At 63.7% G+C, this 24,330-nt stretch carries 19 protein-coding genes; 12 read left to right on the forward strand and 7 right to left on the reverse strand.

The features are described 5' to 3' along the window. The first annotated feature begins 55 nt into the window (after positions 1 to 55). The 4 genes from AC24YW_RS12800 (at position 56) to AC24YW_RS12815 (ending at position 3,238) form a co-directional block, all read left to right on the forward strand. A complete protein-coding gene (locus AC24YW_RS12800) occupies positions 56 to 1,852 on the forward strand; it encodes a stimulus-sensing domain-containing protein (protein ID WP_487483057.1) in 1,797 nt (598 codons plus the stop codon). Further along, positions 1,849 to 2,388: an HPr kinase/phosphorylase gene (locus AC24YW_RS12805; protein WP_487483058.1), complete on the forward strand. Its 540-nt coding sequence runs from the start codon at positions 1,849 to 1,851 to the stop codon at positions 2,386 to 2,388. Before AC24YW_RS12800 ends, AC24YW_RS12805 begins: the two co-directional genes overlap by 4 nt. Before the next feature lie 134 nt (positions 2,389 to 2,522). After that, positions 2,523 to 2,924 (forward strand): PTS sugar transporter subunit IIA, encoded by a 402-nt coding sequence (locus AC24YW_RS12810; RefSeq protein WP_007597752.1) that lies wholly within the window; start codon positions 2,523 to 2,525, stop codon positions 2,922 to 2,924. Then, a complete protein-coding gene (locus tag AC24YW_RS12815; protein ID WP_487483059.1) occupies positions 2,921 to 3,238 on the forward strand; it encodes an HPr family phosphocarrier protein in 318 nt (105 codons plus the stop codon). The genes AC24YW_RS12810 and AC24YW_RS12815 overlap by 4 nt, the downstream gene beginning before the upstream one ends. 126 nt (positions 3,239 to 3,364) lie before the next feature. Here AC24YW_RS12815 and AC24YW_RS12820 read toward each other — a convergent pair whose 3' ends face one another. Further along, entirely contained in the window at positions 3,365 to 4,990 is a 1,626-nt protein-coding gene (locus tag AC24YW_RS12820; RefSeq protein WP_487483060.1) for a glycosyltransferase family 39 protein, read from the reverse strand. 113 nt (positions 4,991 to 5,103) lie between these two features. On the opposite strand from AC24YW_RS12820, the gene lepA reads away from it, so the two are divergent. Beyond that, on the forward strand, positions 5,104 to 6,915 hold the full coding sequence (lepA, locus tag AC24YW_RS12825) for a translation elongation factor 4 (RefSeq protein ID WP_439372745.1): 1,812 nt from the start codon (positions 5,104 to 5,106) through the stop codon (positions 6,913 to 6,915). A 251-nt stretch (positions 6,916 to 7,166) separates the two neighbouring features. On the opposite strand, the gene AC24YW_RS12830 is transcribed toward lepA, so the two are convergent. From AC24YW_RS12830 to AC24YW_RS12840, 3 genes are all read right to left on the reverse strand, one after another. Then, positions 7,167 to 11,276 carry a type II TA system antitoxin MqsA family protein gene (locus AC24YW_RS12830; protein WP_487483061.1) on the reverse strand — a complete coding sequence of 1,370 codons (4,110 nt, stop codon included), beginning with the start codon at positions 11,274 to 11,276 and terminating at the stop codon, positions 7,167 to 7,169. A gap of 180 nt (positions 11,277 to 11,456) precedes the next feature. Further along, entirely contained in the window at positions 11,457 to 11,903 is a 447-nt protein-coding gene (locus tag AC24YW_RS12835) for a hypothetical protein (protein WP_487483062.1), read from the reverse strand. Between the two features lie 70 nt (positions 11,904 to 11,973). After that, complete coding sequence (locus AC24YW_RS12840; RefSeq protein ID WP_487483063.1) at positions 11,974 to 12,927, reverse strand: tetratricopeptide repeat protein; 954 nt, start codon at positions 12,925 to 12,927, stop codon at positions 11,974 to 11,976. A gap of 62 nt (positions 12,928 to 12,989) precedes the next feature. Here AC24YW_RS12840 and AC24YW_RS12845 point away from each other — a divergent pair, with 62 nt between their 5' ends. Continuing rightward, on the forward strand, positions 12,990 to 14,159 hold the full coding sequence (locus AC24YW_RS12845; protein ID WP_487483064.1) for an ABC transporter substrate-binding protein: 1,170 nt from the start codon (positions 12,990 to 12,992) through the stop codon (positions 14,157 to 14,159). A 131-nt stretch (positions 14,160 to 14,290) separates the two neighbouring features. Here the strand turns inward: AC24YW_RS12845 and AC24YW_RS12850 are convergent, their stop codons facing one another. Next, positions 14,291 to 15,481: a serine hydrolase domain-containing protein gene (locus AC24YW_RS12850; RefSeq protein ID WP_487483065.1), complete on the reverse strand. Its 1,191-nt coding sequence runs from the start codon at positions 15,479 to 15,481 to the stop codon at positions 14,291 to 14,293. A 302-nt stretch (positions 15,482 to 15,783) separates the two neighbouring features. Between AC24YW_RS12850 and AC24YW_RS12855 the strand changes: the two genes are divergently transcribed. From AC24YW_RS12855 to AC24YW_RS12875, 5 genes are all read left to right on the forward strand, one after another. Then, positions 15,784 to 17,004 (forward strand): MFS transporter, encoded by a 1,221-nt coding sequence (locus AC24YW_RS12855; RefSeq protein WP_487483066.1) that lies wholly within the window; start codon positions 15,784 to 15,786, stop codon positions 17,002 to 17,004. A 63-nt stretch (positions 17,005 to 17,067) separates the two neighbouring features. Continuing rightward, positions 17,068 to 17,568: a GrpB family protein gene (locus tag AC24YW_RS12860; protein ID WP_487483067.1), complete on the forward strand. Its 501-nt coding sequence runs from the start codon at positions 17,068 to 17,070 to the stop codon at positions 17,566 to 17,568. 23 nt (positions 17,569 to 17,591) lie between these two features. Continuing rightward, positions 17,592 to 17,963 (forward strand): GNAT family N-acetyltransferase, encoded by a 372-nt coding sequence (locus AC24YW_RS12865; RefSeq protein WP_487483068.1) that lies wholly within the window; start codon positions 17,592 to 17,594, stop codon positions 17,961 to 17,963. A gap of 194 nt (positions 17,964 to 18,157) precedes the next feature. Further along, a complete protein-coding gene (locus AC24YW_RS12870; RefSeq protein WP_487483069.1) occupies positions 18,158 to 19,138 on the forward strand; it encodes an ABC transporter substrate-binding protein in 981 nt (326 codons plus the stop codon). Between the two features lie 78 nt (positions 19,139 to 19,216). Then, complete coding sequence (locus tag AC24YW_RS12875) at positions 19,217 to 19,678, forward strand: GNAT family N-acetyltransferase (protein WP_487483070.1); 462 nt, start codon at positions 19,217 to 19,219, stop codon at positions 19,676 to 19,678. A gap of 74 nt (positions 19,679 to 19,752) precedes the next feature. Here the strand turns inward: AC24YW_RS12875 and AC24YW_RS12880 are convergent, their stop codons facing one another. After that, positions 19,753 to 20,481 (reverse strand): RDD family protein, encoded by a 729-nt coding sequence (locus AC24YW_RS12880; protein WP_487483071.1) that lies wholly within the window; start codon positions 20,479 to 20,481, stop codon positions 19,753 to 19,755. A 74-nt stretch (positions 20,482 to 20,555) separates the two neighbouring features. After that, positions 20,556 to 22,715 carry an EAL domain-containing protein gene (locus AC24YW_RS12885; protein WP_487483072.1) on the reverse strand — a complete coding sequence of 720 codons (2,160 nt, stop codon included), beginning with the start codon at positions 22,713 to 22,715 and terminating at the stop codon, positions 20,556 to 20,558. Between the two features lie 451 nt (positions 22,716 to 23,166). On the opposite strand from AC24YW_RS12885, the gene mepA reads away from it, so the two are divergent. Continuing rightward, positions 23,167 to 24,111 (forward strand): penicillin-insensitive murein endopeptidase, encoded by a 945-nt coding sequence (mepA, locus tag AC24YW_RS12890; RefSeq protein WP_487483073.1) that lies wholly within the window; start codon positions 23,167 to 23,169, stop codon positions 24,109 to 24,111. The last annotated feature ends 219 nt before the right edge of the window (positions 24,112 to 24,330 follow it).

The raw sequence follows: 24,330 nt of genomic DNA on the forward strand, positions 1-24,330 counted from the left end.
ATCGCTCTAGGATGCGGGGACCTTCGCACGGGCCGTCCTAACGCGGGCGTAAGCATTGCTTGACCGAACGCAGCCTGACCCTAACCAGAGCGCCGGGGATGTCGCATCCGACGGCGTTCAGGAGCACGTTGCCGACGACAAGCCGCAGGGCTTCCGGCCGCTGAACTGGCTGAAACGCGCCGGGCAGTTCTTCTTCGCGCTGTCCTTCTCGAGCCTGACCCGCCGCATCGTCTCGCTCAACCTCGCCGGCCTCGTCGCGCTGGTGGCGAGCATCCTGTATCTGTCGCAATTCCGTGCCGGCCTGATCGACGCCCGCGCCCAGAGCCTGCTGGTCCAGGCCGAGATCATCGCCGGCGCGATCGCGGCCTCTGCCACTGTCCAGACCAACGCCATCACCATCGATCCCGAGCGGCTGCTCGACCTCAAGCCGGGCGAGACCTATGGCGGCCCGGACGAATATTCGCCGCTGGACTTCCCGATCAATCCGGAGCGCGTCGCGCCGGTGCTGCGCACCTTGATCTCGCCGACCAAGACGCGCGCCCGCATCTACGATCCGAACGGCAGCCTGCTGCTCGACAGCCGCAACCTGGAAAACGTGCTGCGCTTTCCCCTGCCGCCCCCGGCCGAGCAGCCCGGCATCATCGAGCGCGGCAAGGTCGCGGTGCGCACCTGGCTGAACCGCGGCGACCTGCCGCTCTATCGCGAGCTCGGGCCCGAGAACGGCAATGGCTATGGCGAAGTGGGCGACGCCCTCCAGGGCCAGAAACGCTCGATGGTGCGGGTCAATGCACGCGGCGAGGTGATCGTCTCGGTCGCGGTCCCCGTGCTGCGCTCGCGCGCGATCCACGGCGCCTTGATGCTGTCGACGCAAGGCGACGACATCGACCAGATGGTCACTGCCGAGCGCCTCGCCATCCTGAAGGTCGGCGGCGTCGCCGCCGCCGTCATGATCATGCTGTCGCTGCTGCTGGCGAGCACGATCGCAGGTCCCGTGCGCCGGCTCGCCGACAGCGCCGAACGCGTCCGCCGCCGCATCAAGGCCCGCATCGAGATTCCCGATTTCACCCGCCGCCGCGACGAGATCGGCCACCTCTCCGGCGCGCTGCGCGACATGACCAGCGCGCTCTACAGCCGCATCGAGGCGATCGAGATGTTCGCCGCCGACGTTGCCCATGAGTTGAAGAATCCGCTGACCTCGCTGCGCTCGGCGGTCGAGACGCTGCCGCTGGCCCGCAACGAGAACAGCCGCGCGCGCCTGCTCGAGGTGATCGAGCACGACGTCAAGCGGCTCGACCGGCTGATCTCCGACATCTCCGACGCCAGCCGTCTCGATGCCGAGCTGCAGCGCCAGGATGCGATCCCGGTCGATTTGCGGCGGCTGCTGACGACGCTGGTGTCCGTCGCCAACGAAACCAAGCTCGGCCACGACGTCGCGGTCGAAACGCGCTTCGAGGGCCGCGGCCCGACCGACACCTTCGCCGTGAGTGGCCACGATTCGCGGCTCGGACAGGTCGTCTCCAACCTGCTCTCCAACGCGCAATCGTTCTCCGAACGCGGCAGCAAGGTGCGCTTGACCTGCCGGCGCGTCCGCACCGAAATCGAGATCGTGGTCGACGACGACGGCCCCGGCATTCGCGACGACGCGCTGGAGCGCATCTTCGAGCGCTTTTACACCGACCGCCCGCATCAGGGCTTCGGCCAGAATTCCGGCCTCGGCCTGTCGATCTCCAAGCAGATCGTCGACGCCCATGGCGGACGCATCTGGGCGGAGAACCGCCCCGGCCCGCCGGACGCCGACGGAACGCCGACGATTGCCGGCGCGCGCTTCGTGGTGAGGCTGCCGGCGCTATGAGCCAAGCTAGCTCGAACGACGGCGGGCCCAGCGTTCACGCCTCTGCCGTCAAGGTCGGGACACTCGCCGTGCTGATCCGCGGGCCCTCGGGGTCAGGCAAGTCGCGGCTTGCCTTTGATTTGATCATGGCGGGCCGCTCGGGCGTCGTCGAAAGCGCGGTTCTGGTCGGTGACGACCGTGTCCATCTGGCGACACTCGGCAATGAAATTGAGGTCCGCCCCGCGCCTCGCCTGGCGGGCCTGATCGAGATCCGGGGCCTCGGAATCCGCCGCTGCGACTTCGTGGAGCATGCGACCGTCGGTCTCGTGGTCGATCTGGCCGCAGCGGACGCGGAGCGGCTGCCGCCGGCCGAAGCGCTGAAAACCAGCATTTTTGGTGTCGAAATACCGCGAATCCCTGTTGCCCGCGACTATTCGCCCCTTCCCCTGGTTGTTGCGGCCTTGACCACTACCAAGAGTTCATCTTCCGTTAACCCTTCAGGCGATTGTTTGAAGGGAAATGGTAACCATATGAGCCCCACTATCGCGACCGAATAGACCGGCGCAGCTCCCCTCATCCATCCGTATAGATTCAGGGAGATACGCAACATCCCCTCTTGCGCGGGGGCTCTGGATGGTCAAAGTGGCGCGTTCGTGCGGTGCACCAAAAAGCGCCCGCGAGGAGTTTTCCGATGATTGGTCTAGTACTTGTGACCCACGGGCGCCTTGCCGACGAATTCAAGGCGGCGCTTGAGCATGTCATGGGTCCACAAAAGCAAATCGAAGCGATCACGATCGGCGCCGAGGATGATTCCGATCTCTGCCGAAGCGACATCATCGAGGCGGTCAACCGCGTCGATTCCGGCGACGGCGTTGCGATCCTCACCGACATGTTCGGCGGCACGCCGTCGAACCTCGCAATATCCTGCATGAGCCGGCCCAAGGTCGAGGTGCTCGCGGGCATCAACCTTCCCATGCTGGTGAAGCTCGCCAAGGTGCGCGAGGAGCGACCGCTGCCGGACGCGATCGCGATGGCCCAGGAAGCTGGCCGCAAATACGTCACCATCGCCAGCCGGGTGCTCGCCGGCAAATGAGCGAGGAGGCGCCACAAGCCGCGAGCGGCGTGCCCGCGGGCGCGATCTCCAAGGATCTCCTGATCATCAACAAGCGCGGCCTGCATGCGCGCGCCTCGGCGAAGTTCGTCCAGACGGTCGAGCGCTTCGACGCGCAGGTGTGGGTGACGCGCGGCGGCGAGACCGTCGGCGGCACCTCGATCATGGGCCTGATGATGCTCGCCGCGGGTCCCGGCACGACGATCACGGTGGCGGCGGCAGGGACCGATGCCGAAGCCGCGCTCGCGGCAATCACGGAGCTCGTTGAAAGCAAGTTCAACGAGGAAGGGGTTTAGGGGCTTCGTCAACGAAGCTGCCGCAGGGTGGACAAAGCGCAAGCGTGCCCACCAAGTCTGTCGCGATTGCCCAGAGATGGTGGGCACGGCGCTTCGCGCCTTTGCCTCACCCTACGGCAGCTCGGCTTATTTCCCCGGTGGCGCGATGTAGATGTTCCAGCTCATCGACGGGCCGGCCTTGCCGTTGGTGAAGCGGCGCGTGGTCATCGCGATGCGCTCGGCGTTGGGCGCTGTGTCCGACACCCATTTCTCGAACGCGGGCAGACGGCCGTCGGTCGGATCGAACACGCCGATGAAGCCGTACTTCCTGGCGTCGTCGCGCGAGGTCAGTCCGGAATCCCAGGCCTCGAGCGGCAGCAGCGCGGCCGGATGATCCGGGCTGTAGAACACCAGCGGCTGAATCTGCTCCATCGTGCCGGCAACGACGGCCCAGCGCGTGCCGAACCGGCTGTGCCAGGCCTTGGTCAATTCGCGCGCGAGCTCCGAGCGCGCGCCATAGATCTGCGCGTTGCCGGCATTGGCTGCCATCTCGCGCGCGGCAATCCATGGCGAAGCGGCAAGCGTCGCGGCGCTGAGCACGAGCCAGATCGCGGCGATGTTGAACAGCGCGGCGCTCTGCACCCGCAGCGTCGGGATCGCGACCAGCGCGAGCGGCACCAGGAAGAACAGCGAGATGCCCCAATCCGTCTTCATGTAGATGCTGAAGGCGAGCGCGCCGAGCGGCGGGCCGATTGCGACGATGACCTGGACGATCCAGACATTCAGCGCCTGCGCAACATTGACGCCTGCATTGGCGCCCCGCGCCCAGGCGCGCGTGACGATGTGCAAGGGCGCACTTAGCAGCAATTTGACCCATGGCGGCACCAACGCCATGGCCAGCGCCGCGAGCGCCACCGGCAAGGCCAGCAGCCCGAAATTATGCAGCACATAGCCGGCGACCAGCTGATGCAGCTGGGCCTTGTCCTTGAGGCTGTAGGTGTCGCCGGCATAGGTCAGCGGCACGAAATGCGCATCCGCCAGCCAGACGAGGTGCGGGATCATCGCCGCGACCATGGTTGCGATCGCCACCCATGGCGCCGGCGACGACAGGAAACGCAACCGGTCGGGATGGATCAGCGCGGCGAGTCCGATCGCGCCGATCATGGTCAGCACCCAATATTTGGTCATCAGCGCCAGCGCGCCGGCGAGCCCGAGCAGGATTCCGGATTGCCAGCTCCGCTTCTCGAAGGCGTTGAGATAAGCCAGCACCAGGAGCGGCAGCGTGACGAGCTGCAGCAGGTCCGGGTTGTACTTGAAGCCCTTGAAATTGAAGATCGGGTACAGCGCGATCATCACCACGACCAGGAACGCGCGGCGCGCATCCACCACGCGCAGGGCGATCAGCCAGCAGAGCACCATGCCGACGCTCACCGTCGTCATCGCCAGCGCATAAGTCGCCCAGTCCGCCGCCGGGAACGCCTTGAACCAGAGGCCGGTCACCCAGCCCGACAGCGGCGGGTGCTTGCCATAGCCCCAGAGGAATTTCTGACCCCAGCCCCAGGCTTCTGCGACGTCCATGTGAACGTCCTGCGCCGCCTTCAGATTGATCAGGATGAAGGTCCACAGCACCGCATGCAGGATGGCGAATTGGATCACCAGCCACAATCGCGCCTCGGGGCGGGTCGCGCAGGCGACCAGGAAGGCCCGGAAGCGGTTGTAACTCAAGCGGGTCTTTGCCCGCGCTCCGGCAGTGGGAAGAGAGGTCGTGGACATGGGCCGTGCGTAGCGCGTTTTGGCCCGTCATGGAATCAGCTTGGCGTGAACAAAGGCCCTGAAAATACAGCAATATGGTTGCCGCACGGGGATGTGAGTGGTATCCCGCGCCCATGACGACCGTCCCCATTTCCAACATCCGCAATTTCTCCATCGTCGCCCATATCGACCATGGAAAATCGACGCTGGCCGACCGCTTGATCCAGATGACCGGCGGCCTCTCCGACCGCGAGATGGCGGGCAAGGAGCAGGTGCTCGATTCCATGGACATCGAGCGCGAGCGCGGCATCACGATCAAGGCGCAGACGGTGCGCCTCGCCTATCGCGCCAAGGACGGCAAGGACTACATCTTCAACCTGATGGACACGCCCGGCCATGTCGACTTCGCCTACGAAGTCTCGCGGTCGCTGGCGGCCTGCGAGGGTTCCCTGCTGGTGGTCGACGCCAGCCAGGGCGTCGAGGCGCAGACGCTCGCCAACGTCTACCAGGCGCTCGACAACAATCACGAGATCGTCCCGGTCCTGAACAAGGTCGATCTGCCCGCGGCCGAGCCCGAGAAGGTCAAGCAGCAGATCGAGGACGTCATCGGCATCGACGCCTCGGACGCCGTGATGATCTCGGCCAAGACCGGCCTCGGCATTCCCGACGTGCTGGAAGCCATCGTCACCCGCCTGCCGCCGCCGAAGGGCGACCGCGACGCCACGCTGAAGGCGCTCCTGGTCGACAGCTGGTACGACGTCTATCTCGGCGTCGTCGTGTTGGTGCGCATCGTCGACGGCACGATGAAGAAGGGCCAGCGCGTGCGCATGATGGGCACCGGCGCCGCCTACGACGTCGAGCGCGTCGGTTTCTTCACGCCGAAGATGCAGCAGGTCGATGAGCTCGGCCCCGGCGAGATCGGCTTCATCACCGCCGCGATCAAGGAGGTCGCCGACACCCGCGTCGGCGACACCATCACCGACGACAGGAAGCCGGTCGCCGAGATGCTGCCGGGCTTCAAGCCGGCGATCCCGGTCGTATTCTGCGGCCTGTTTCCGGTCGACGCCGACGACTTCGAGACGCTGCGCGCCGCGATGGGCAAGCTGCGCCTCAACGACGCCAGCTTCTCCTTCGAGATGGAGACGTCAGCTGCGCTCGGCTTCGGCTTCCGCTGCGGCTTCCTCGGCCTGTTGCACCTCGAGATCATCCAGGAGCGGCTGTCCCGCGAGTTCGACCTCAATCTGATCGCGACCGCGCCGAGCGTCATCTACAAGATGAAGCTCACCGACGGCCAGGAGATCGAGATCCACAACCCCGTCGACATGCCCGACGTGGTCAAGATCGCCGAGATCGACGAACCCTGGATCGAGGCGACGATCCTCACGCCCGACGAATATCTCGGTAGCGTCCTGAAGCTGTGCCAGGACCGCCGCGGCGCGCAGAAGGAGCTGACTTACGTCGGCTCCCGCGCCATGGTGAAATACGATTTGCCGCTCAACGAGGTCGTGTTCGACTTCTACGACCGCCTGAAGTCGGTCTCCAAGGGCTACGCCTCGTTCGACTATCACCTCACCGACTACAAGCCGGCCGATCTCGTCAAGATGCAGATCCTGGTCAATGCCGAGCCGGTCGACGCGCTCTCGATGCTGGTCCACCGCACCCGCGCGGAGGGCCGCGGCCGCGCCATGGTCGAGAAGATGAAGGAGCTGATCCCGCCGCACATGTTCCAGATCCCGATCCAGGCGGCGATCGGCGGCAAGGTGATCGCCCGCGAGACGGTGCGCGCGCTGCGCAAGGACGTCACCGCAAAATGCTACGGCGGCGACATCACCCGCAAGCGCAAGCTTCTGGAGAAGCAGAAGGAAGGCAAGAAGAAGATGCGGCAGTTCGGCAAGGTCGACATCCCGCAGGAAGCTTTCATCGCCGCGCTGAAGGTGGATAGCTGAGGCTGGGGCTGAGGCCATTCCGACCTGACGAGATGGGGTGCGGCCCGAGGGATCCGCGGGCCGGCAAACAAAAAATCGCGAAAACAACCCCATGCACAGTAGCCGGCCTGTTGGCGGCGCTACGTTTTTTCGATTTTCAGAAATTTAGTTGACTCGTCGGGCAAAACAGGGGCACAATGGAATCATGGCAGCTTGTGTAAAGCTATAGGTCCGTTGCAAGGCCGACATTAGTGGGGAAGACCTAAGCTATCTTACGCCTTCCACTGAGCGTCCTCCTCATCGTCTTCATTTTTTGCCGCTTCAACCTGCCTACGTATGTGAGCGTGCGTGACCCGAGACCAACGGCGGACAGCGCCGATCCGATGCTCGAACAAGGACTGTAGGGGCTCCTCATAAAGCGCATAGTACGTAGTGAGCGAACCAGTCCAACCAAACGAGTGCATGTTTTGAACGAGGGAATGGTGCACGTCATCACGTTCGCCGAACTCGTCCAAAAGTCGTTTCACGAGCGGATGGAAGCCAGCCCCCTTCGAGCGTGTCGTTAACACGGGCAGAACGCGTGCGAGAAAGGCAGGTCCTGAATCAGGGTTCGCGTGAGCCCAAGCGAAAAGGATGTCCTCCTGTACATGCAAGATCGCAGGCTGCTTCCTATGCGCGAATGAAAAACTGTCGCCGAGGACGTGTTCAATGCGCCAAGCGGACACGCGATCACGGACGATAGCATTGCCAAACGGAGGCCAAACGATCGGAGCGAAGTGCTCGAGCATAATAGGAAGAAGTGGCTTGATTACGTCACGAGCGTCGCCATCAGGATCGGCAGCGAGGTAAGTTGCCAATTTTGCAGCCGCAGCGCGAGCATCGGCATCACCTCGCCCCTTCTCAAGCAACCAACCCACCATCTCTTTGAAATGATGTGAATCCATCTGCGAACCGCGGCGCTTGGGCCGGTTGCCAACATTTTCGACAGCCAGCATGAGCTGTGGTCGTAACTCCTCTAGACGAGAGAGCTGACCGTGCACGAACATACCCATAAGATCCAATGCAACCGAGTATCCGACATCTCCCATCGCTAGGAGAAGGTTAAACAGAGGTATCGCGGAAGAGGTGTCGAGTTTGGAGAAGACGCCGCCCATACCCCAATACGACAGAGTTCCTGGCGGCAAGGTCTCTTCCTGAAGCGCCTCGCAAACCATAAGTACGTCCGCAGCCTCGATTCCGAGTCGAAGGCACAAAAACGGCAATATGGGTGCGTAGACGTTGGAATGGACAGCTTCACGCTTGAAAGCATCGACGGATGTGGGGTGACGTGATGCAAGGCCGGTGTAGAACCCAGCAATCAACCCGTAGTTCCGTTTACCATCGGGGACCATCACGTAAGCGTCTTTGATCAGCTTTTCCCAGAAGAGCGGGTCCTTCGATAATTCTGCGATTGCTTGCCCGAAGGGTACCGACATCCGCTGATCGCCCTCTGAGATCGAGCCGAGCACCGAAGACAGTTTATCAGGCTGCAACAGCAGCTCGCTCGCTAGATTCCGAACCGCCTCAACCTGTCTCTTATCTCGTTCTTGGAAATCGAGCTGCTCGTCGATGGGGTAATCCCACGGCATCTCCGTAACGATAAATCGGACACGGCTCGTCAGATCTTGCGGCGTCAGGTCTGCGACCAGCCTCCGGATGCGATCTTCTTCACCGGACTTGAGATCAGAAAGATCAAATTGGAGCACGTCGCCTAAGACGTTGAGAGCCGCAGGCCAATAAGGGTGGACCGCACGTATTTTGGTAACCCATCGCTCGATGTGATCAAGCAGACCTCCCTCGACGAACGTGCGAAATTGATGCGCAATGCCATTACGGGCCTGCAGCCCAACTGCGTCATCGCGAAGCGCAAGCACAGCCAAGCGATCGACGCAGGCTATGACGTAGTCCCACGCCACATTCCAATACCTGGGCTCCCAAGGCTCTAATGCGGGCCGACTCCCATGCGTCTCTGGACCCACCATACGGCTGCTTGAGTGCATATCGATCGCCGCGACCAGAGCATCTGCAACGATCGGCATCTGTTGCGGGTCGTTCTTCCGGAGCAGCTCATCAAACAAGCGGAGCCGTGGCTCCGCTGGCGCGGCGGTATTTGAGAGAAACACAGGGAAAAGGGCTTTGAACTGGCCAACCGAATTGTTCGCCCATTGCTCATTTTCAGCAACAGCGAGATTGAGCAAGAGGAGAGCCGCGCGCTCGAAGGTAGATTCTACAAAGGCAATCTTCTCCAACGCATAAACTAAGCTCCTCCGAAGATCGCCACTGACCTTCATGGTTTGCTCGATAGAGAGAGGCCCAAGGATGTACTCTAAGAGGCTTACAACAGCCTCAGCGTCTATCTCCGACAGTGCATTGATGACCTCTGCTGCACCTTCGCGGGCGAGAGCTTCCAGCGAAGCGAATGGGCCATCGATTCGCGCAACGCGACGAGCTACTTGAGGAGCGACGGGACCGGTGTTGAGCATCGCAAGCTGATGGGCAACGTTCTGACGGAGTCGTTGGGGCAGTTTTCCAGCGAGCACTTCGTCCCATCTGGATTGTCCCCATTGGCGCCATTGACGCTCCGCCAATGCCATAGCCAGCGGCTTCGGTTGCAAGCTGACTAAACGCCCGTGCTTCTGAACCACTCCTCGAGCTTGAAGGTCATCAAGTGCAGCATGCAAGTCTTCGGTGGAGCGACCGCGTGTGAGTGGGGCGACGTGCGATAGATCGTTGAGATCGTCACTGACGCCTAAAAGGCGAAAGGCGCCAAGGAGCATTCCAACGTCCTTCAGCAAGGGCACATCAAATGGCTTACGTCCGAGAAGAATTCGATCAATAAGCTCATCATTCGTGGCGGCAGCGATCGGCATGTCTTTTAGCCATGCTTGTCCAAGCAAAGCAGCCATCTGCGGGAATCCGCGGGCGAACGTGAGCAGCCGGCGGTGATCTTCGCCCGGCAAATCCGGCGCAATCCGTTTGATCATCCCCTCCACAACTGTGTCGCTGGCCTGTTCGACGAGCAACAGCTCATCGTCGCCTTGAATGGAGGGCGAAACTTCGTGATCAATGGTGACAAGAGAAACGCGGCTGCCTGTACGCTTCACCATCGCGGCAAGGTCCTGATGTGATCCTAGCGGGCAGCGGTCAACCACGATGATCGCACGGAAACCGGAGTCCACAAGGGTCTGCACGATACCCTTGACTGCCATCGTGCCTACTTCAGATTCGACTGCGTACAGGACAAGGTCAGACAGAAGCGCAATAGAGTCTTCATCGTCAGCGGGGCCCAAGGCCTCATGAACGAGCCGCGACTTGCCTACGCCCGACAAGCCGACCACCCGTGCGACACCCCGCGGCCTCCCGATTAGCGAACGCAGATCTTCCCTGAACTGGGGCAAACGCGGATCGGCAACCCACGGAGAGCCGTCGAAGCGTCCGGCCCAGTGGGTCCAATCCTTGAATGGCCCAACCATCCCGGGCTGCGTCTGCTCAAGTACCCACGCCGCGACCGGCGGCAGCACGTTTACCCACGATGCGATTTGATCTGCGTCGCGAAACTGAACACGGTCCGGATCGACCGAAAGTCCGCCCTTGGCCAAACTCTTGCGGATACTTTCGACGCGCGCTTTGATCAGCTTGTTCTCGTACGAATGACCACAAATCATGATGTAACAACCGCCCTGTTCGAGAGCGTCTCGCACCATAAGCTTCACGTCGCCCGAGGGCGTAAGCACATCAGCGCCGGCTTCAGCAGGCGTGATCGGTCCGGCCTTCAACTGGAACTGGGAGATACGGCTCGGCAGGAATTTCGTCCGGACCGGGCCGCCTTGCCACTGGATACGCGCATCTTCACCGCCATCAGCGGCAGTGATGTTTGCGGCAACATGAATGCCGTCCATGGGAAGATCGCCGCTAAGCGCTTCTCCATCTAGGAGTCGACGCATAAGCAAGACGAGCTTGCGGGGGCTGAGCGCTGCGATGTGCTTGCCCGTCACTTCGAACGGGCGGATGCCTTCGGATTCTATCGGGGCAACCTTGCCCCCTGACAGAGTGATAAGTGCAGAAGGATTCGCGTCGAGAAGCCGCAGGATGTTGACGGTGGCTGCGGTCGGCTTGATCGCGCCGTTTTCGTATTTCGTGAACGCGCGGGGACCCCCACCCAAGAGTTCTCCGGCCTCGACCTGCGACAGGCCGATTTTTTCACGAATACGGCGGATGTCCTGAGGTGAAAGCTCCTCGTTCATGGAAGCACCATAATGGTCCCTAGCTATGCTTACTACACCATTATGGTCACTTTTGGTAGAAAAGCAACGATTACCCCTCAAGGCATTGAAATAATTCAATATTATTTAATCCTATTGATACAAATCGGGAGGGCGGCGCGGCGAGATAGTGAGCTCGTACGAAATCCGTTTGAAGGGACTTGCCCCCGTCCCCCTCAGCAAATCTTCCGGAAAAGCGCGCCCGCCAGTGTGGCGCCTTGGCCGGCGGCAGCACGTAGCTCTTGCCCGCGGCCGAGATCGTCAGGGCTGCCCGGAGCCCAGCAGGTCCAGGACGCGGTTTTCCAGCGCGCGCCGTTTGTCTTCGGCAAGCTCGGGATGGCCGAGGTCCGGCTGGTTGAACATCGCGGTGTTCAGCGGGAAGGATTCGGGAGCGGCGTAGGTGAAGCCGGCGAAATCCATCTGCGTCTTGCCGCTGGCGATCGCGAGCGCGGCCGCGGTGTGGTCCTGCGGCGGCGCATCCCCTGGATAGACCGCATCCATCTCGAAATGCGTGCCGCAGCCGATGCGAAAGACGGTCTTGCCGCTGGTGTCGTAAAAGCCGAGCCATGGCCGGTCCTGGCGGTCGATCTCGAATCTCCAGGCGCCCTTCCGGATATCTTTCGCTGGAGCGCCGGCCGCCAACGCCGCCGGCAACCCGAGCCACGACAGGGCGACGACGATTCCGAGCAGTATCGCGGGCAGCCTCATGGCAGGCGCCCGAAGCGATCGGCGACAAGGCTGACACGAGCATGCTTACCGGACGGCTTGGCCAGCATCCTCAGATCGGCCTTGTCTTCCCCCGGATGGCCATCGACCGTTTCAGGACCTGCTCGGCATCGGCATAGCGGCCTTGATACTTGTAGAGACCGGCGAGGTTTTCCAGAACGCCGGCGAGATCCGGATGGTCGGGGCCGAGGGTTCTCTCGAAAATGGCCGCCGACCGCTTGAACAGCCGCTCGGCCTCGGCGTTACGGCCCTGACGCCCATAGAGCGCAGCCAGATTGTTCTGTGCCTGCGCGATGTCGGGATGATCCGGGCCGAACGCCTTCTCGGTCACCGCCATCGACCGCTTCAGCAGGCGCTCGGCATCGGCATAGCGCTGGCGATTGATATAGGCGTCGGCCAAATTGTTCATCAGCACCGTGGCTTCGGGATCGTCCGGACCGAGCGCCTTCTGCAGCACGGCGAGGCCTCGCTTGAACAGCGGTATGGCCTGATCGTACCTGCCCTGATGGCAGTAGACCGCGCCGAGGTTGCTCAACGCCATCACGATCGACGGACCACCGCTTTTCTCGTGAATGGCGATCGACCGCTTGAGCAGCGGCTCCGCTTCGGCGTAACGCTCTTCCGCGCGGTAGAGGTCGCCGAGATTGTTCAGCACCATGGCGACTTCGGAGTGATCCGGGCCTAGCGTCTTCTCGTCAATGGCCAGCGCGCGCTTGTACAGCGGTTCGGCAACGGCGTATTGGCCAAGATTGTAATGGATCGTGCCGAGGTCGTTCAGCGGCGTCGCGACGCGCGCATCGTCGGGGCCGAACTCCTTCTCGCGAAGAGCCAGCGATTTCTGGGCCAACGGCAGCGCTTCGACGTACTTCCCGGCCCGATAGAGCTGCTTCATCTGCAGCTCAAGCGCGCCCGCCTCATCCTGTTCGGCATGGGATGGCGCGCCGAACGACAAGCTCAAGGCGAACGCGGCGACTGCGACGTAAATCGATGCTTTCAGGGGCTTCATCACGCGTTCCTTGGTCGCGGGTCTCACCGACATACGCGACGTTGGTGCAGCCGGAAGGCGAAATGGTTCAAAGCCCTCGCCTGGGCTGCCCCGGCCAGGGTCACAAGAAGCATCGAGGTGTTGCCTCCGCCAAGTCTCTGATCCAGGCGAGCTGCCAGCGACGCCTCGCCCGGTATCCGGCCCGTGATCCGGGTGAGGCGGCTTACGAGCATTTGGGGCGGGCTATAGTCTGGCTGTCGCACGGCAGCTTCGAGCGGGGTCAGATGAGACGGCGCGCATTCATCGGGCTGATGATGGGAGCAATCGGCTGGCCGCTGATCGCACGCGCCCAGCAGTCTTCCACAACGCCGCGCATCGTCCAGTTGGGACCGGTCGAAATTCCCACGCAGATCGCTGCAACCAAAAGGCTGCTTGCAGAGCTTGGTCACACCGAGGGGCGGATTCGACTCGAGTTTCGTCACGCAGCCGGAGATGCCGACGCACTACCGGCGCTCGCGCAGGAGATCGTACGGGATGGCCGGGTGGACGTTATCATCGCAATCAGCACGCCTGCCGCTCTGGCGGCCTACAAGGCAACGCGAACCATTCCCATCGTGACCCTTGCTGCCGTCGATCCAGTCGCATCCGGACTGGCCGACAGTCTCGCCCGCCCCGGCCGCAACGTGACCGGCATCGCGGTCTTCTCGGAGGAAACCACTGCAAAGCGGATCGAGCTCATGCGCGAGATCCTGCCCCAGGCCGTCCGCCTCGGAACTGTCACGACAAAGGTGTCGAGCGGTGCACAGAGTCTCACGCCTGTTCTGGAAACCGGCCGCAAGCTCGGCTTTCAGGTTGAAGCCATCAACATCGATGATCCCGCAAGCCTCGGGACGCTCCTGAGCCCGGACAACCTTGCCCGATTTGACGGTCTTGTTTTCGTTCCGGACGTCGTGCTCAGCGGCCATCAGGCCGAAGTCGTCAGGCTGGTGAACCTGAGCAGGAAGCCTGCGATCTTTGCTTCGCCCGACTGGGTCGCGAACGGCGCCTTCATGTCGTTCGGCCCCGATTTCGCAGACGCAGGGCGCCGCCTGATTGCGCAGGTTGATCGCGTTCTACGGGGCGCAAAGCCGGGCGACCTGCCTTTCGAACGCCCGACCAAGTTCGACCTCAGGATCAATCTCCGCATCGCCAAGGCCCTGGGTCTCGACCTGCCCGCAACCGTCATCGCCCGCGCCGACGAAGTGATCGAGTAACCGCAGGATTTATGGGCTCAATCGCCCTGCTTTTGCATCCGCGGCGCTTCCGGGACTAAACCGAGGACGATGGAAACCCGTCGGCGCCGGCACGGTCGTCGGGAAATATCTGTGACGCCGTCAGCAATTGATCATTGCCCGAGCTGCTGCAGCACAGCGAACCACAACGCCAGCGGCTCCCGGAGCGCGCCCGGCTCGGACGGCTTCTGGCGAACGGCCGTGTGCACCATGACGAGCTTTGAGGCCGGATCGACCAGGATGACCTGGCCGCGAATGCCGAGCAGGGCAAATCGGCGCGGCTCGCCGGGGAGGAGCCACACCTGATAGCCGTAGCCGAAATAGGGCGTGGCCACTTTCGGGGCGAGATGGCCATCGGCCGGCCGCACCGTCGTGGCATCCAGCAGCCATTGCCGGGGAATCAATTGACGGCCTTCCCAGGCGCCGTCATGGGCGAGCAACCGGGCCAGGCGCGCATAGTCGCGCAAGGTCGCGTTGAAGCAGCAAAAGGCGATCTCCTGCCCGCTGCCGTCGATCGCCCACGAGGCGTCCGCTTCGGTGCCGATAGGATCCCAGATCCGGTCGTGGAGATAGTCGGCAACCGGCGTCCCGGTGGCGGCGCGCAGGACCAGGCCCAGGATCTCGGTTTCAACGCTGGCATAGTGGAATTTGGTGCCCGGTGGTGCGGCCCGGGTGTTGAACTGCGCGACGATGGCGGCGGGATCTTTCGGCGGGCCGACGAACAGGGCGCGTCCGAGCCGGGCGATGTCGTCGTTCCCGTCATAGACTTCCGAGAATTCGACGCCCGACGACATGTTCAACAAGGCGCGGATGGACGTGTTGCCATATTCCGTGTCCGCAAGGCTGCCGACATAGGTCGAGACAAGGTCGTCGACCGACTTGATCCGTCCCTCCGACACCGCGATCCCGACCAGCATGGCCACCATCGTCTTGGCCATGGACTGCGAGACAAAGCGGTGCTGGTCGGTCCGCGCATATTGATAGTGCTCGTAGAGGATGGTGTCGTCCCTGGCGATCAGGAGACCCGTCACCGGATTGCGCCTGAGATAGTCGGCGATGCCGAGCTTTTCGGTACCAAAACTGTAGGTGACCTGCGGCTCCGGCGCGCGCTTGAAGTGCCACGGCGTCGTCGCGCGACCAACCGTGCGCGAGGGATAGATCTCGCCGAAATGGCTGTAGCTCCCGACGAGCTTGTTGAGCTCCGGGGCGGCGCCCCGCCTGCCGACCGGATAGCCTTCCGCCGCGCCGTAGAGCTCGGCATCGGGGCCGCTGTCCGAAAAGACCGGCCCCGGCGCGGCGGGCACGCTTCGGACGTCCTGCGCGCACGCCAGGGGCGTCCAGACCGCGGCGGCGAAAATGACGGGCAGGAAAAGCCTGCGGCACCCGCGCCGCCTCAATGGCGCTCCCCAGTTCATTGCACTTGCCTCCTCGCACGCTCATGTGTGCGCTTATGAGAACAACATCGCAGGCTGGTGACGCACGGCATGCTATCACTACGAGCAGAGGATGTCAGCCGGCTGTGGCAACCCGCCTTGCTCTCGCCCCGCAGATCAGTCACCATCTCTTGCGCGCACCATCAACAAGAGCAAGAGCGCCGAGGAAACGCATGAGCAAGCCGTCACGCTTCGACTATGGCTGGGTCGTTGTCGCCGCGGGCGCACTGATGACCTGCATCGGATTCGGCACGATGCTGTCGCTGGCGGTGTTCCTGCAGCCGATCTCGGAGGCGATGGGCTGGTCGCGCGCCGGCGTGTCGGCGGCCGCGACGCTGGATTTCCTATGCATGGGATTCGCCGCGTTCCTATGGGGCACGCTGTCGGACCGGTTCGGCACCCGCATCGTGGTGCTCTCGGGAAGCGTTCTGCTGGGACTGGGTCTCGTCACGGCGAGCCAGGCAGCAAGCCTGTGGCAATTCCAGCTTTGCTTCGGCGTGCTGATCGGGATCGCCGTGGGCAGCTTCTACGCGCCGATGATGGCGCTCGCGAGCGCCTGGATCGAGAAGAACCGCAGCCTCGCCGTGGCGCTGGTCTCCGCCGGCATGGGCGTGTCGCCGGTGACGGTCGCGCCGGCCGCGAGCTGGCTGATCACGGCCTATGATTGGCGCACCGCGATGCTGATGATCGGCATCGCTTCGTGGGCGCTGTTGATCCCCGCCTGTTTTCTGGTGCGTCCGGCGCCGGCGGCCGCGGGCTCCGCAACGACGGACGCGGCGCCGGAGGTCGAGATGGGTGCGGCGCAGGCGCTGCGCACAACGCAATTCATCGCGCTCGCAGCGGCGCATTTCGCCTGCTGCGCGGCGCATTCCGGCCCGATCTTCCACATGGTGTCCTATGCGATGGTCTGCGGCATCGCTCCGCTCACGGCGGTGACGGTCTATAGCGTCGCCGGCGTCTCGGGCCTCGGCGGACGCCTGCTGCTGGGCGTGCTGGCCGATCGCATCGGCGCGAAACCGGTCCTTGTCGGCGGACTGTTCGTGCAGGCGATGTGCATCGCGACCTATCTCGCGGTGGCGCAGCTCGGCGAGTTCTACGCGCTCTCGGTCGTGTTCGGCCTCGCCTATGGCGGGGTGATGCCGCTCTATGCGGTGCTGGTGCGCGAGTTCTTCGGCGCGCGCATCATGGGCACGGTGTTCGGCGCGGTGTCAGCCTTCGCCAGCCTCGGCATGGCGCTCGGGCCCTGGGCCGGCGGTATCGTGTTCGACACGTTCCAGCAATACACCTGGCTGCACGCCGGCTCCTTCGCGATCGGGCTTGCCGCGGTCGCGGTGGCGCTGAGTTTTCCGACGCGACGCAGGCCATCGCTCGATCTCGGCCGCGCGACGGCGTGACACCGACCTGCGGCGATTGCCGGATCTCATAGGCGGAGCCCGCGTTTCGGCGTAGTGTTCGACATGCCCCTCACCAGTCCTATCAGACCTTATGATCCGACCTGGCCGCAGCAATATGCGGCGGAAGAGGGGCGGCTGAAGTCTGTTTTCGGTTCGGCGTTGATCTGCATGCATCACGTTGGCAGCACCGCTGTACCCGGACTGGCGGCGAAGGCCGAAATCGACGTGCTTGCCGTGGTCCGGTCGGACGACCCGCTGGACGACTGGAGCCGATCATTGACGCGCCTCAGCTATCGTCGCGGCGGCGACCTGTCCCCAGGCCACCATTTCTTCAAGCGGGACGTCGGCGGTATTCGCACGCACAAACTTCATGTATGCCGCGATAGTCATCCACAGATCGCACGGATGCTGAAATTTCGCGACCATCTGCGTGAGCATGCCGAAGATCGCGCGGGATATCAGGACCTGAAGCTGAGGCTCGAGCGCGAGAACAACTCGGGCATTCAGCAGTACCTGATCGGCAAGGACCCGTTCATCCAGGACATCCTCGCCAAACTTGTTTGATTGCAAGCCGCCGGAACCGCATCATGACGATCATTTCCCTTGAACGGATCGCCGGCACTCTTCCCGCGGATTTTCCCACGCTGGAGGCCGATGCCAAAGCCGATGGACACGCGCACATGACCCGTCTGGCTGCGGAATTCGCAGCTGATCGCGCCATGTTTCACGCGATATTCACCTGCCATCTGGATGGCAGATCGGCGGGCATCGGAGCGATCACCGACGAGCCTGCACCGGCGCCGCTGCCCATGTGGCGGATGCGGCGGCTTTACGTGCATCGCGACTACAGGAGACGCAACGTCGCCAGGGCCATCGCGAACGCCTTGCTGCAAGACGCTGCGGGGAAGGTTGCGACGGTCACTGTCCACGCGGGAAATGCCGGCGCTGTACGGTTTTAGGAAGCGATGGGATTCACCGGGGTCGACGGCCAACCCTGGTCTCACCAAGTCCATCTGCCGATCCCTGGGCCCTCCCCCAGATCTTGAGCGGCTCTGCCAAGCCTTGCCTCGACGACCGGATGGACTTCTGACGGCGATCAGATTGGTGTAGCATTCCCTTGTGATCAGATTGTTCTGGCATCGCGAGAGGCCAAATGAAGCGACGGGCGTTTCTCGGCTTCTTGGCAGGTGCGACGATATCGGCGCGCGAAGCATTGGCCCAAAAGCGCGTTCCGGTCGTGGGATTCGTCGGATTTGCCACGCCGGAGATCGACAATGCGGCGCTCGTTCCGTTCCGGAAGGCGCTGGCCGAGCTGGGATACGTGGAGGGTCGCACCATCGTCATCGAGGCCCATTCGACCGCCGGCGATGTGTCGCGGGGCCTTGCATTGATCGACGACCTCGTGGCCAGGCAGGTGGACGTCCTGCTTTCTCCGGGCCCGGCCGCAGCGCGCGCGATGGTCAGGAAAACCAATATTCCCGTCGTCGCCGTGGCGCTGCCCGCGGTGCAAAGCGACCCTGAATTGTTTCAGAGTCTCGCGCGGCCGGGCGGCAGCCTCACCGGCTTCGCCGCGTTCGGCGAGGAGATGTCGGCCAAGCGCATCGAGATGATCCGGGAGATTCTGCCCTCGCTGAAGCGGATCGGCGTCTTGAACAATGCGACGGACCCGACCTTCAGCGCCTGGGGCGCGCAAACCATCGAGGAAGCACGACGCGCCGGGCTGGAACCGGTGCGCCTCGGACTGACGAGCGCGTCGCCGCTCGCGGTTGCCGAGCAATTCAACGTGCTCGCGGGCGCCGGCGGCAACGCATTGATCGTCATTCGCGACTACATGACCGCCGCGATGCAGGACACAATTTGCCGTATCGGCATCGACATGAAGATCGCCGTCATCGGCCAGCAGAAGGAGTTCGCGCATGCCGGCGCCCTGATCAGCTATGGTGCCGACATCGGCGACCTGTTTCGTCGCGCCGCGGGCTATGTCGATCTGATCCTGAAGGGACAAAAGCCCGCAAACATGCCGATCCAGCTGCCAACCAAATTCGAGCTGGCCGTCAATCTCAAGACCGCGCGTGCGCTCGGCGTTACGATCCCGCCCACCATTCTCGTGCTGACCGACGACGTGATCGAGTGACGGGTCGTTGAAAATCCGCCGATTGCCGCGCCGAGAGCGGGTTCATTCAGTCATTCGCGAAGCTTCGGGGAGCAATTCATGGAATGCAGCATCCGGCCCGCACTCGATGATGACGCCGCGGCCATCAGCGCGGTCATCTTGCGTGCGCTGCGCGAGACGAATGCGAAGGACTATACGGCGGAGATCATCGCACGGATCGAGCCCAGCTTCGGCCCGGATGCCGTGCGCCGGCTGATCGGGCAGCGCACCGTCTTCGTTGCCACGATCGGCGGCCGCCTGGTCGGGACGGCAAGCCTCGACGGAAGCGTCGTCCGCACCGTTTTCGTTGCTCCGGACGTTCAGGCTCGCGGGATCGGCAAGCTGCTGATGGGCGAGATCGAACGCACAGCGCGCGAGCGGAACATTCCGTCCCTGATGGTCCCTTCATCGGTCACCGCAGAGACCTTCTATGCGCGACTGGGCTTCCACGCCGTGCGCGACAGCTATCATGGCGACGAACGCACGATCATCATGGAGCGGGTGCTCATCGACCGGGCCTAGAGCCGGTCCACAGGACGGAAATTTTTCCCCTCAGCTCATCGAGCTTGCGCTGAGACCGGATGGTCACGCCATCGTCACGCCGCCTTGCGAGCGCCGAGCAGTCGGCCGCGCCAGCCCATGACGATGACGAACGCAATCATAAGGAGGAGGACCACAGCGGCGGCGGAGTCGACGATGTGGTCGCTTCCGCTGCAGATGTCCTGGTAGAGGCACGCGCGCGACATCACGCCGGCCCGGACCAGGACCGCGAACACGCCGAAATAGAACAAGAGGCAGAGCAAAAGGTAGACCATTGTCACGAGCGCACGCCGCAGCCGTGAGGGCATCGTCGATTCATCCTCACGCCGCTCGGTGATGAACTGGCCGGGCTTTGCCTTGGCCGGGTCGCGGATTTGGACGGTCGAATGCGTAAGCACATCGTGAACCGCCTGATTGCGGCGCGTGGCAGCCATGATCACGAACGAATACCAGCCCAGAATGCTCTTGACGACGAAGCGTGCCAGCGCCTTGGCGAAGCTCAGGTTGCCGCCGCGGTCATCGACGACGCGCAAATTGGTCCAGATATGTCCCAGCGTGCCGCCGGCGCGCCAGACCAACACAGGCTCATAGAGCAGCAGGATGGCCACGACCGAGACGCCGAGACTGCGGCTGAGGCCGTCGCTCGCGACATTGCTGGCGACGGCGAGCGCGCCGAACAGCAGGGCCATCGCCAGTATCCAATCGAGCAGAACGGCCTTGAACCGGAGCGAGAAGCGGGCGTAGCGCGGGCCCGACGGCGGCAGCGGAGGCGCATCAGAGGTCATGGCCGCATCCGTTGGTTGGAACTCATCGCGAGACATGGGTAGAGCACGGCAGGTTCGATGGCCCGCGGTAGTGGTCACGCCACCAGCGCGGCGTCCTCGTCACCGTCGATGCCGCGCTGTGCGGCCAGCAGGCTGACGATCTCCGCATTCGGCCGGGCCTTGCTGAACAGGAAGCCCTGGCCCTCATGGCAACCCTCGGCGCGGAGGCAGCTGAGCTCGGCTTCGGTCTCGACGCCTTCGGCGGTGATGGTGACACCAAGGCCCTTGCCGAGGCTGACGATGGAGCGGATGATCGCCTGGGCCTCGCGGTTGGCTGCGAGATCGCGCACGAAGGACTGATCGATCTTGATCTTGTCGAACGGAAAGCTGCGCAAGTAGCTGAGGCTGGAATAGCCGGTGCCGAAATCGTCCATGGAGATGCGCACGCCGAGCGCGCGCAGCGCATGCAGCGTCGCCAGCACCTGCGCGCTCTTCTCCAGGAGCAGCGTCTCGGTGATCTCGAGCTCGAGCCGGCGCGGCGCCAGGCCGGAATGTTTCAGCGCATCAGTGACCATCGAGAGCAGATTGCCGCTGCGGAACTGCAGCGGCGACAGGTTGACGGCGACGCGGACGTCGTCCGGCCAGGCCGCGGCGTCGAAGCAGGCCCGGCGCAGCATCAGCCCGCCGAGCGGATTGATCAGGCCGGTGTCCTCGGCGACCGGAATGAACTCGGCCGGCGATACCATGCCGCGCTCGGCGTGCGGCCAGCGCACCAGCGCCTCGAAGCCGGTGATGCGGCCGCTCGAGAGATCGATCAGCGGCTGGTAGTACGGCCGCAGCACGTCGTTCTGGATCGCGTCGCGCAGCTCGACCTCGATCTTGCGGCGGCTCTGCGCCTTCGCATCGAGTGCGGCTTCGAAGAAGGCGAAGCCGCCGCGCGCGTCCAGCTTGGCGCGCGACAGCGCCATGTCGGCGCTCTTGAGCAGCTTTTCGGAATCCTCGCCGTCGCCCGGCGCCATCGCAATGCCGATCGAGGCGCCGATCACCACGGAATGACCGTCGAGCAGATAGGGATCGGCAATGGCCGCCAGGAGGCGTTTTGCGAGACCCACCGCATCTTCCGGCCGAGCCAATCCGCTCTGCAGAACAGCGAACTCGTCGGAGTTGAGGCGGGCCAGCCCATCCTCGTCGCGCAAGGTGGAGCGCAGCCGCTTGGCGACGCCGCGCAGGAGCTTATCGCCGACCGCATGCCCCAGCGTGTCGTTGACCGCCTTGAAATTGTCGAGTCCCAGCATCAGCAGCGCGACCTTCTCGGAGCCGCGGCGCGTGTGCAGCAGCATTTCGTCCATCTGCTGCCGCAGCAGGTTGCGATTGGGCAGGCCGGTGAGCCCGTCATGCTGGGCCATGAAGGCGAGCCGCGCCTCGGCGCGCTTGCGCTCGGTGATGTCCATCAGCGCGAGCAGCACCGCGGGCCGCTCGGCATAAGTCAATTCGCGGGAATAGATCGCAAGGTCGATCAGCCCACCGTCGGCCTTGACGTGCTTCCAGGTGCGGCCGGCCTGATCCTCGCCGGCCGCACCGACGATCCAGGGCGGCTCGCTGTCGAACGCCTGCAAGGAGCGGATCTTCAATCGCTCGAACTCGGCCCGGCTGTAGCCATAATGCGCGACCGCGGCATCGTTGACGCCGAGGATGCGCTCGTCGTCCAGCGCGCAGACGATCATGGGCACGGGATTGCCGTCGAACAGCAGGCGGAACGAGGCCTCGCGCTGCTTGAGCTCGGTGATGTCGACGCGCAGGCCGACGACGCCGCCGTCATCGGTCAAGCGCTCGTCGATCAGGATGACGCGGCCGTCCGACAGCTTCTGCTCGTGACGCGCGCCGGGCTTGTAGAGCTTCTGCAGACGCTCTGCGATCCAGGCATCTTCATTGCCGACGGCTTCGGGATAGTCGCCACGGGCGACGCCGATGCGCAGCGTGTCCTCGAGCCGCGCGCCTTCCTCGAACAGATCGGCGGTCTTGCTGTAGATCTCGGCGTATTTCTTGTTCCAGAGGACGTAGCGGCCTTCGGCATCGAGAAACACGATGCCCTGCGGCAGGATGTCGATCGCCTGGCGCAGCCGCTCATGCGACTTGCGCGCCTCCGCGATCGCAGCTTCCGCCTCGGCACGGCTGCGCAGGACTTCGTCGCGTTCGGAAAGCGAGACGCGCGCGAAGCGCGGCTTGCGCGCCTTTTGGCCGGCGCGGGCAAGCATGCTTTGCTTTCGCTTTCTTGTTTTTCGAGACCCCAAACTCAACTTCACTCGTCCCAGTCGCACCCAGCGGCCGCAAGTTTTGAGGCAAGTGTCTGAAAAAAAAGTAATCTTAGCCAGCCGCGGTCCGCGCGCGGGGCGCTTGCTGCCTGTTTGCGCGGCGTAGCGAGCGGCGGCAGGCGCCATCGGATTGAGCGCGGCGCCGCAATCAATGAGCGATCTGGCGCAAAATTGCGCGCGCGCTTGAATCCATTCCGAAATCGCGCGCAATTGCATACGAACCGCAGAATTTTCTCGCGCCCCGCACGAATTTTGGTCAATGCAGGATACGGTTATTGCACCGTTAAGAAACGGCGGGTCGGGCCGCGATGCGGCCGAGCTGCGATGGGCCGGTGGCGGGCTCGCCGCCTCCGTTCTTAACCCTGGCGCAGCATTGGGCTATAAGAGCGTCAGCATGAGTCGCCGCGGCATCACCCTCCTCCTGCTCTCGTTGGTCTGCCTGGGCGCCGGTGGCGCGCTGGCCCAGGACAAGGGCAGCATCAACCCGAAGCCGCTGCCGCCGCTCATCAATCCCAACGACCCCGATCTCGCCGCGAAGGAGCTGTTCGCGCGCAAGCTGTTGCCCTCGAAGGGGCCGGCCCACGTCATCGGCTCCTACACCAGGGGCTGCATCGGCGGGGCGGAGCAGATGCCGATCAACGGCGATCATTGGCAGGTGATGCGGCTGTCGCGCAATCGCAACTACGGTCATCCCGACATGATCGCGCTGATCAAGCGGCTCGCTGCGAAGGCGCACAAGGACGCAGGCTGGCCCGGCATCCTGGTCGGCGACATCGCCCAGCCGCGCGGCGGGCCGGCGCTGTCGGGCCATGCCAGCCACCAGATCGGTCTCGACGCCGACATCTGGCTGACACCGATGCCGGACCGCCGGCTCTCGCGCGAGGAGCGTGAGGAGATGTCGGCGGTGATGATGGTGCGCCAGGACCGGCTCGACATCGACCCCAAGGTGTTCACACCAGGCCACGTTCTGGTGCTGCGCGCCGCCGCGCGTGAGCCCGCCGTGCAGCGCATCTTCGTCAATGCCGCGATCAAGAAGGCTTTGTGCCGCGAGGCTAAGGGCGACCGCGCCTGGCTGTCGAAGATCCGGCCCTGGTGGGGCCACGACTACCACTTCCACATCCGCATGCACTGCCCGGCGGGGGCCGGCGAATGCGAGGGGCAGCCGTCACAGGCCGAGGACGAAGGCTGCAAGCCCGCCGATCTCGCCTACTGGTTCTCCGACGCGGTGCTGCACCCCAAGCCGCCGCCGGAGCCGCCCAAGCCGAAGCCGCCGATGACGCTCGCGCAGATGCCGGCAGCCTGCAAGGCGGTGCTCCATGCAGGGGATGCGAAGCCGTAGCCTACATGGTTGGGCGCAAGGCTGCCTCATCCACCGCGGTCGTCCCGGGGCGCGAAGCGAGCCCGGGATGACGCACACTCGCCTTTGACCTGCGGCCGCGGCCTGCTATGTTTGCATTGCGATATCCCCGCCGGCCGTAAGCCGTCGCAAGGGACGTGGAACAGCGCTTCCGCCCGTCGCATCCGGCCGACCCAACGCCAGATTTCGTGCGTGCAACCT

This window comes from Bradyrhizobium sp. USDA3516 (assembly GCF_057651995.1).

Coding starts and splice junctions, on each gene's coding strand:
- AC24YW_RS12805 (WP_487483058.1), top strand. CDS start 1,849: ATGAGCCAAGCTAGCTCGAACGACGGCGGGCCCAGCGTTCACGCCTCT.
- AC24YW_RS12810 (WP_007597752.1), top strand. CDS start 2,523: ATGATTGGTCTAGTACTTGTGACCCACGGGCGCCTTGCCGACGAATTC.
- AC24YW_RS12815 (WP_487483059.1), top strand. CDS start 2,921: ATGAGCGAGGAGGCGCCACAAGCCGCGAGCGGCGTGCCCGCGGGCGCG.
- AC24YW_RS12820 (WP_487483060.1), bottom strand. CDS start 4,990: ATGTCCACGACCTCTCTTCCCACTGCCGGAGCGCGGGCAAAGACCCGC.
- lepA (WP_439372745.1), top strand. CDS start 5,104: ATGACGACCGTCCCCATTTCCAACATCCGCAATTTCTCCATCGTCGCC.
- AC24YW_RS12835 (WP_487483062.1), bottom strand. CDS start 11,903: ATGAGGCTGCCCGCGATACTGCTCGGAATCGTCGTCGCCCTGTCGTGG.
- AC24YW_RS12840 (WP_487483063.1), bottom strand. CDS start 12,927: ATGAAGCCCCTGAAAGCATCGATTTACGTCGCAGTCGCCGCGTTCGCC.
- AC24YW_RS12845 (WP_487483064.1), top strand. CDS start 12,990: ATGGTTCAAAGCCCTCGCCTGGGCTGCCCCGGCCAGGGTCACAAGAAG.
- AC24YW_RS12855 (WP_487483066.1), top strand. CDS start 15,784: ATGAGCAAGCCGTCACGCTTCGACTATGGCTGGGTCGTTGTCGCCGCG.
- AC24YW_RS12860 (WP_487483067.1), top strand. CDS start 17,068: ATGCCCCTCACCAGTCCTATCAGACCTTATGATCCGACCTGGCCGCAG.
- AC24YW_RS12865 (WP_487483068.1), top strand. CDS start 17,592: ATGACGATCATTTCCCTTGAACGGATCGCCGGCACTCTTCCCGCGGAT.
- AC24YW_RS12870 (WP_487483069.1), top strand. CDS start 18,158: ATGAAGCGACGGGCGTTTCTCGGCTTCTTGGCAGGTGCGACGATATCG.
- AC24YW_RS12875 (WP_487483070.1), top strand. CDS start 19,217: ATGGAATGCAGCATCCGGCCCGCACTCGATGATGACGCCGCGGCCATC.
- AC24YW_RS12880 (WP_487483071.1), bottom strand. CDS start 20,481: ATGACCTCTGATGCGCCTCCGCTGCCGCCGTCGGGCCCGCGCTACGCC.
- AC24YW_RS12885 (WP_487483072.1), bottom strand. CDS start 22,715: ATGCTTGCCCGCGCCGGCCAAAAGGCGCGCAAGCCGCGCTTCGCGCGC.
- mepA (WP_487483073.1), top strand. CDS start 23,167: ATGAGTCGCCGCGGCATCACCCTCCTCCTGCTCTCGTTGGTCTGCCTG.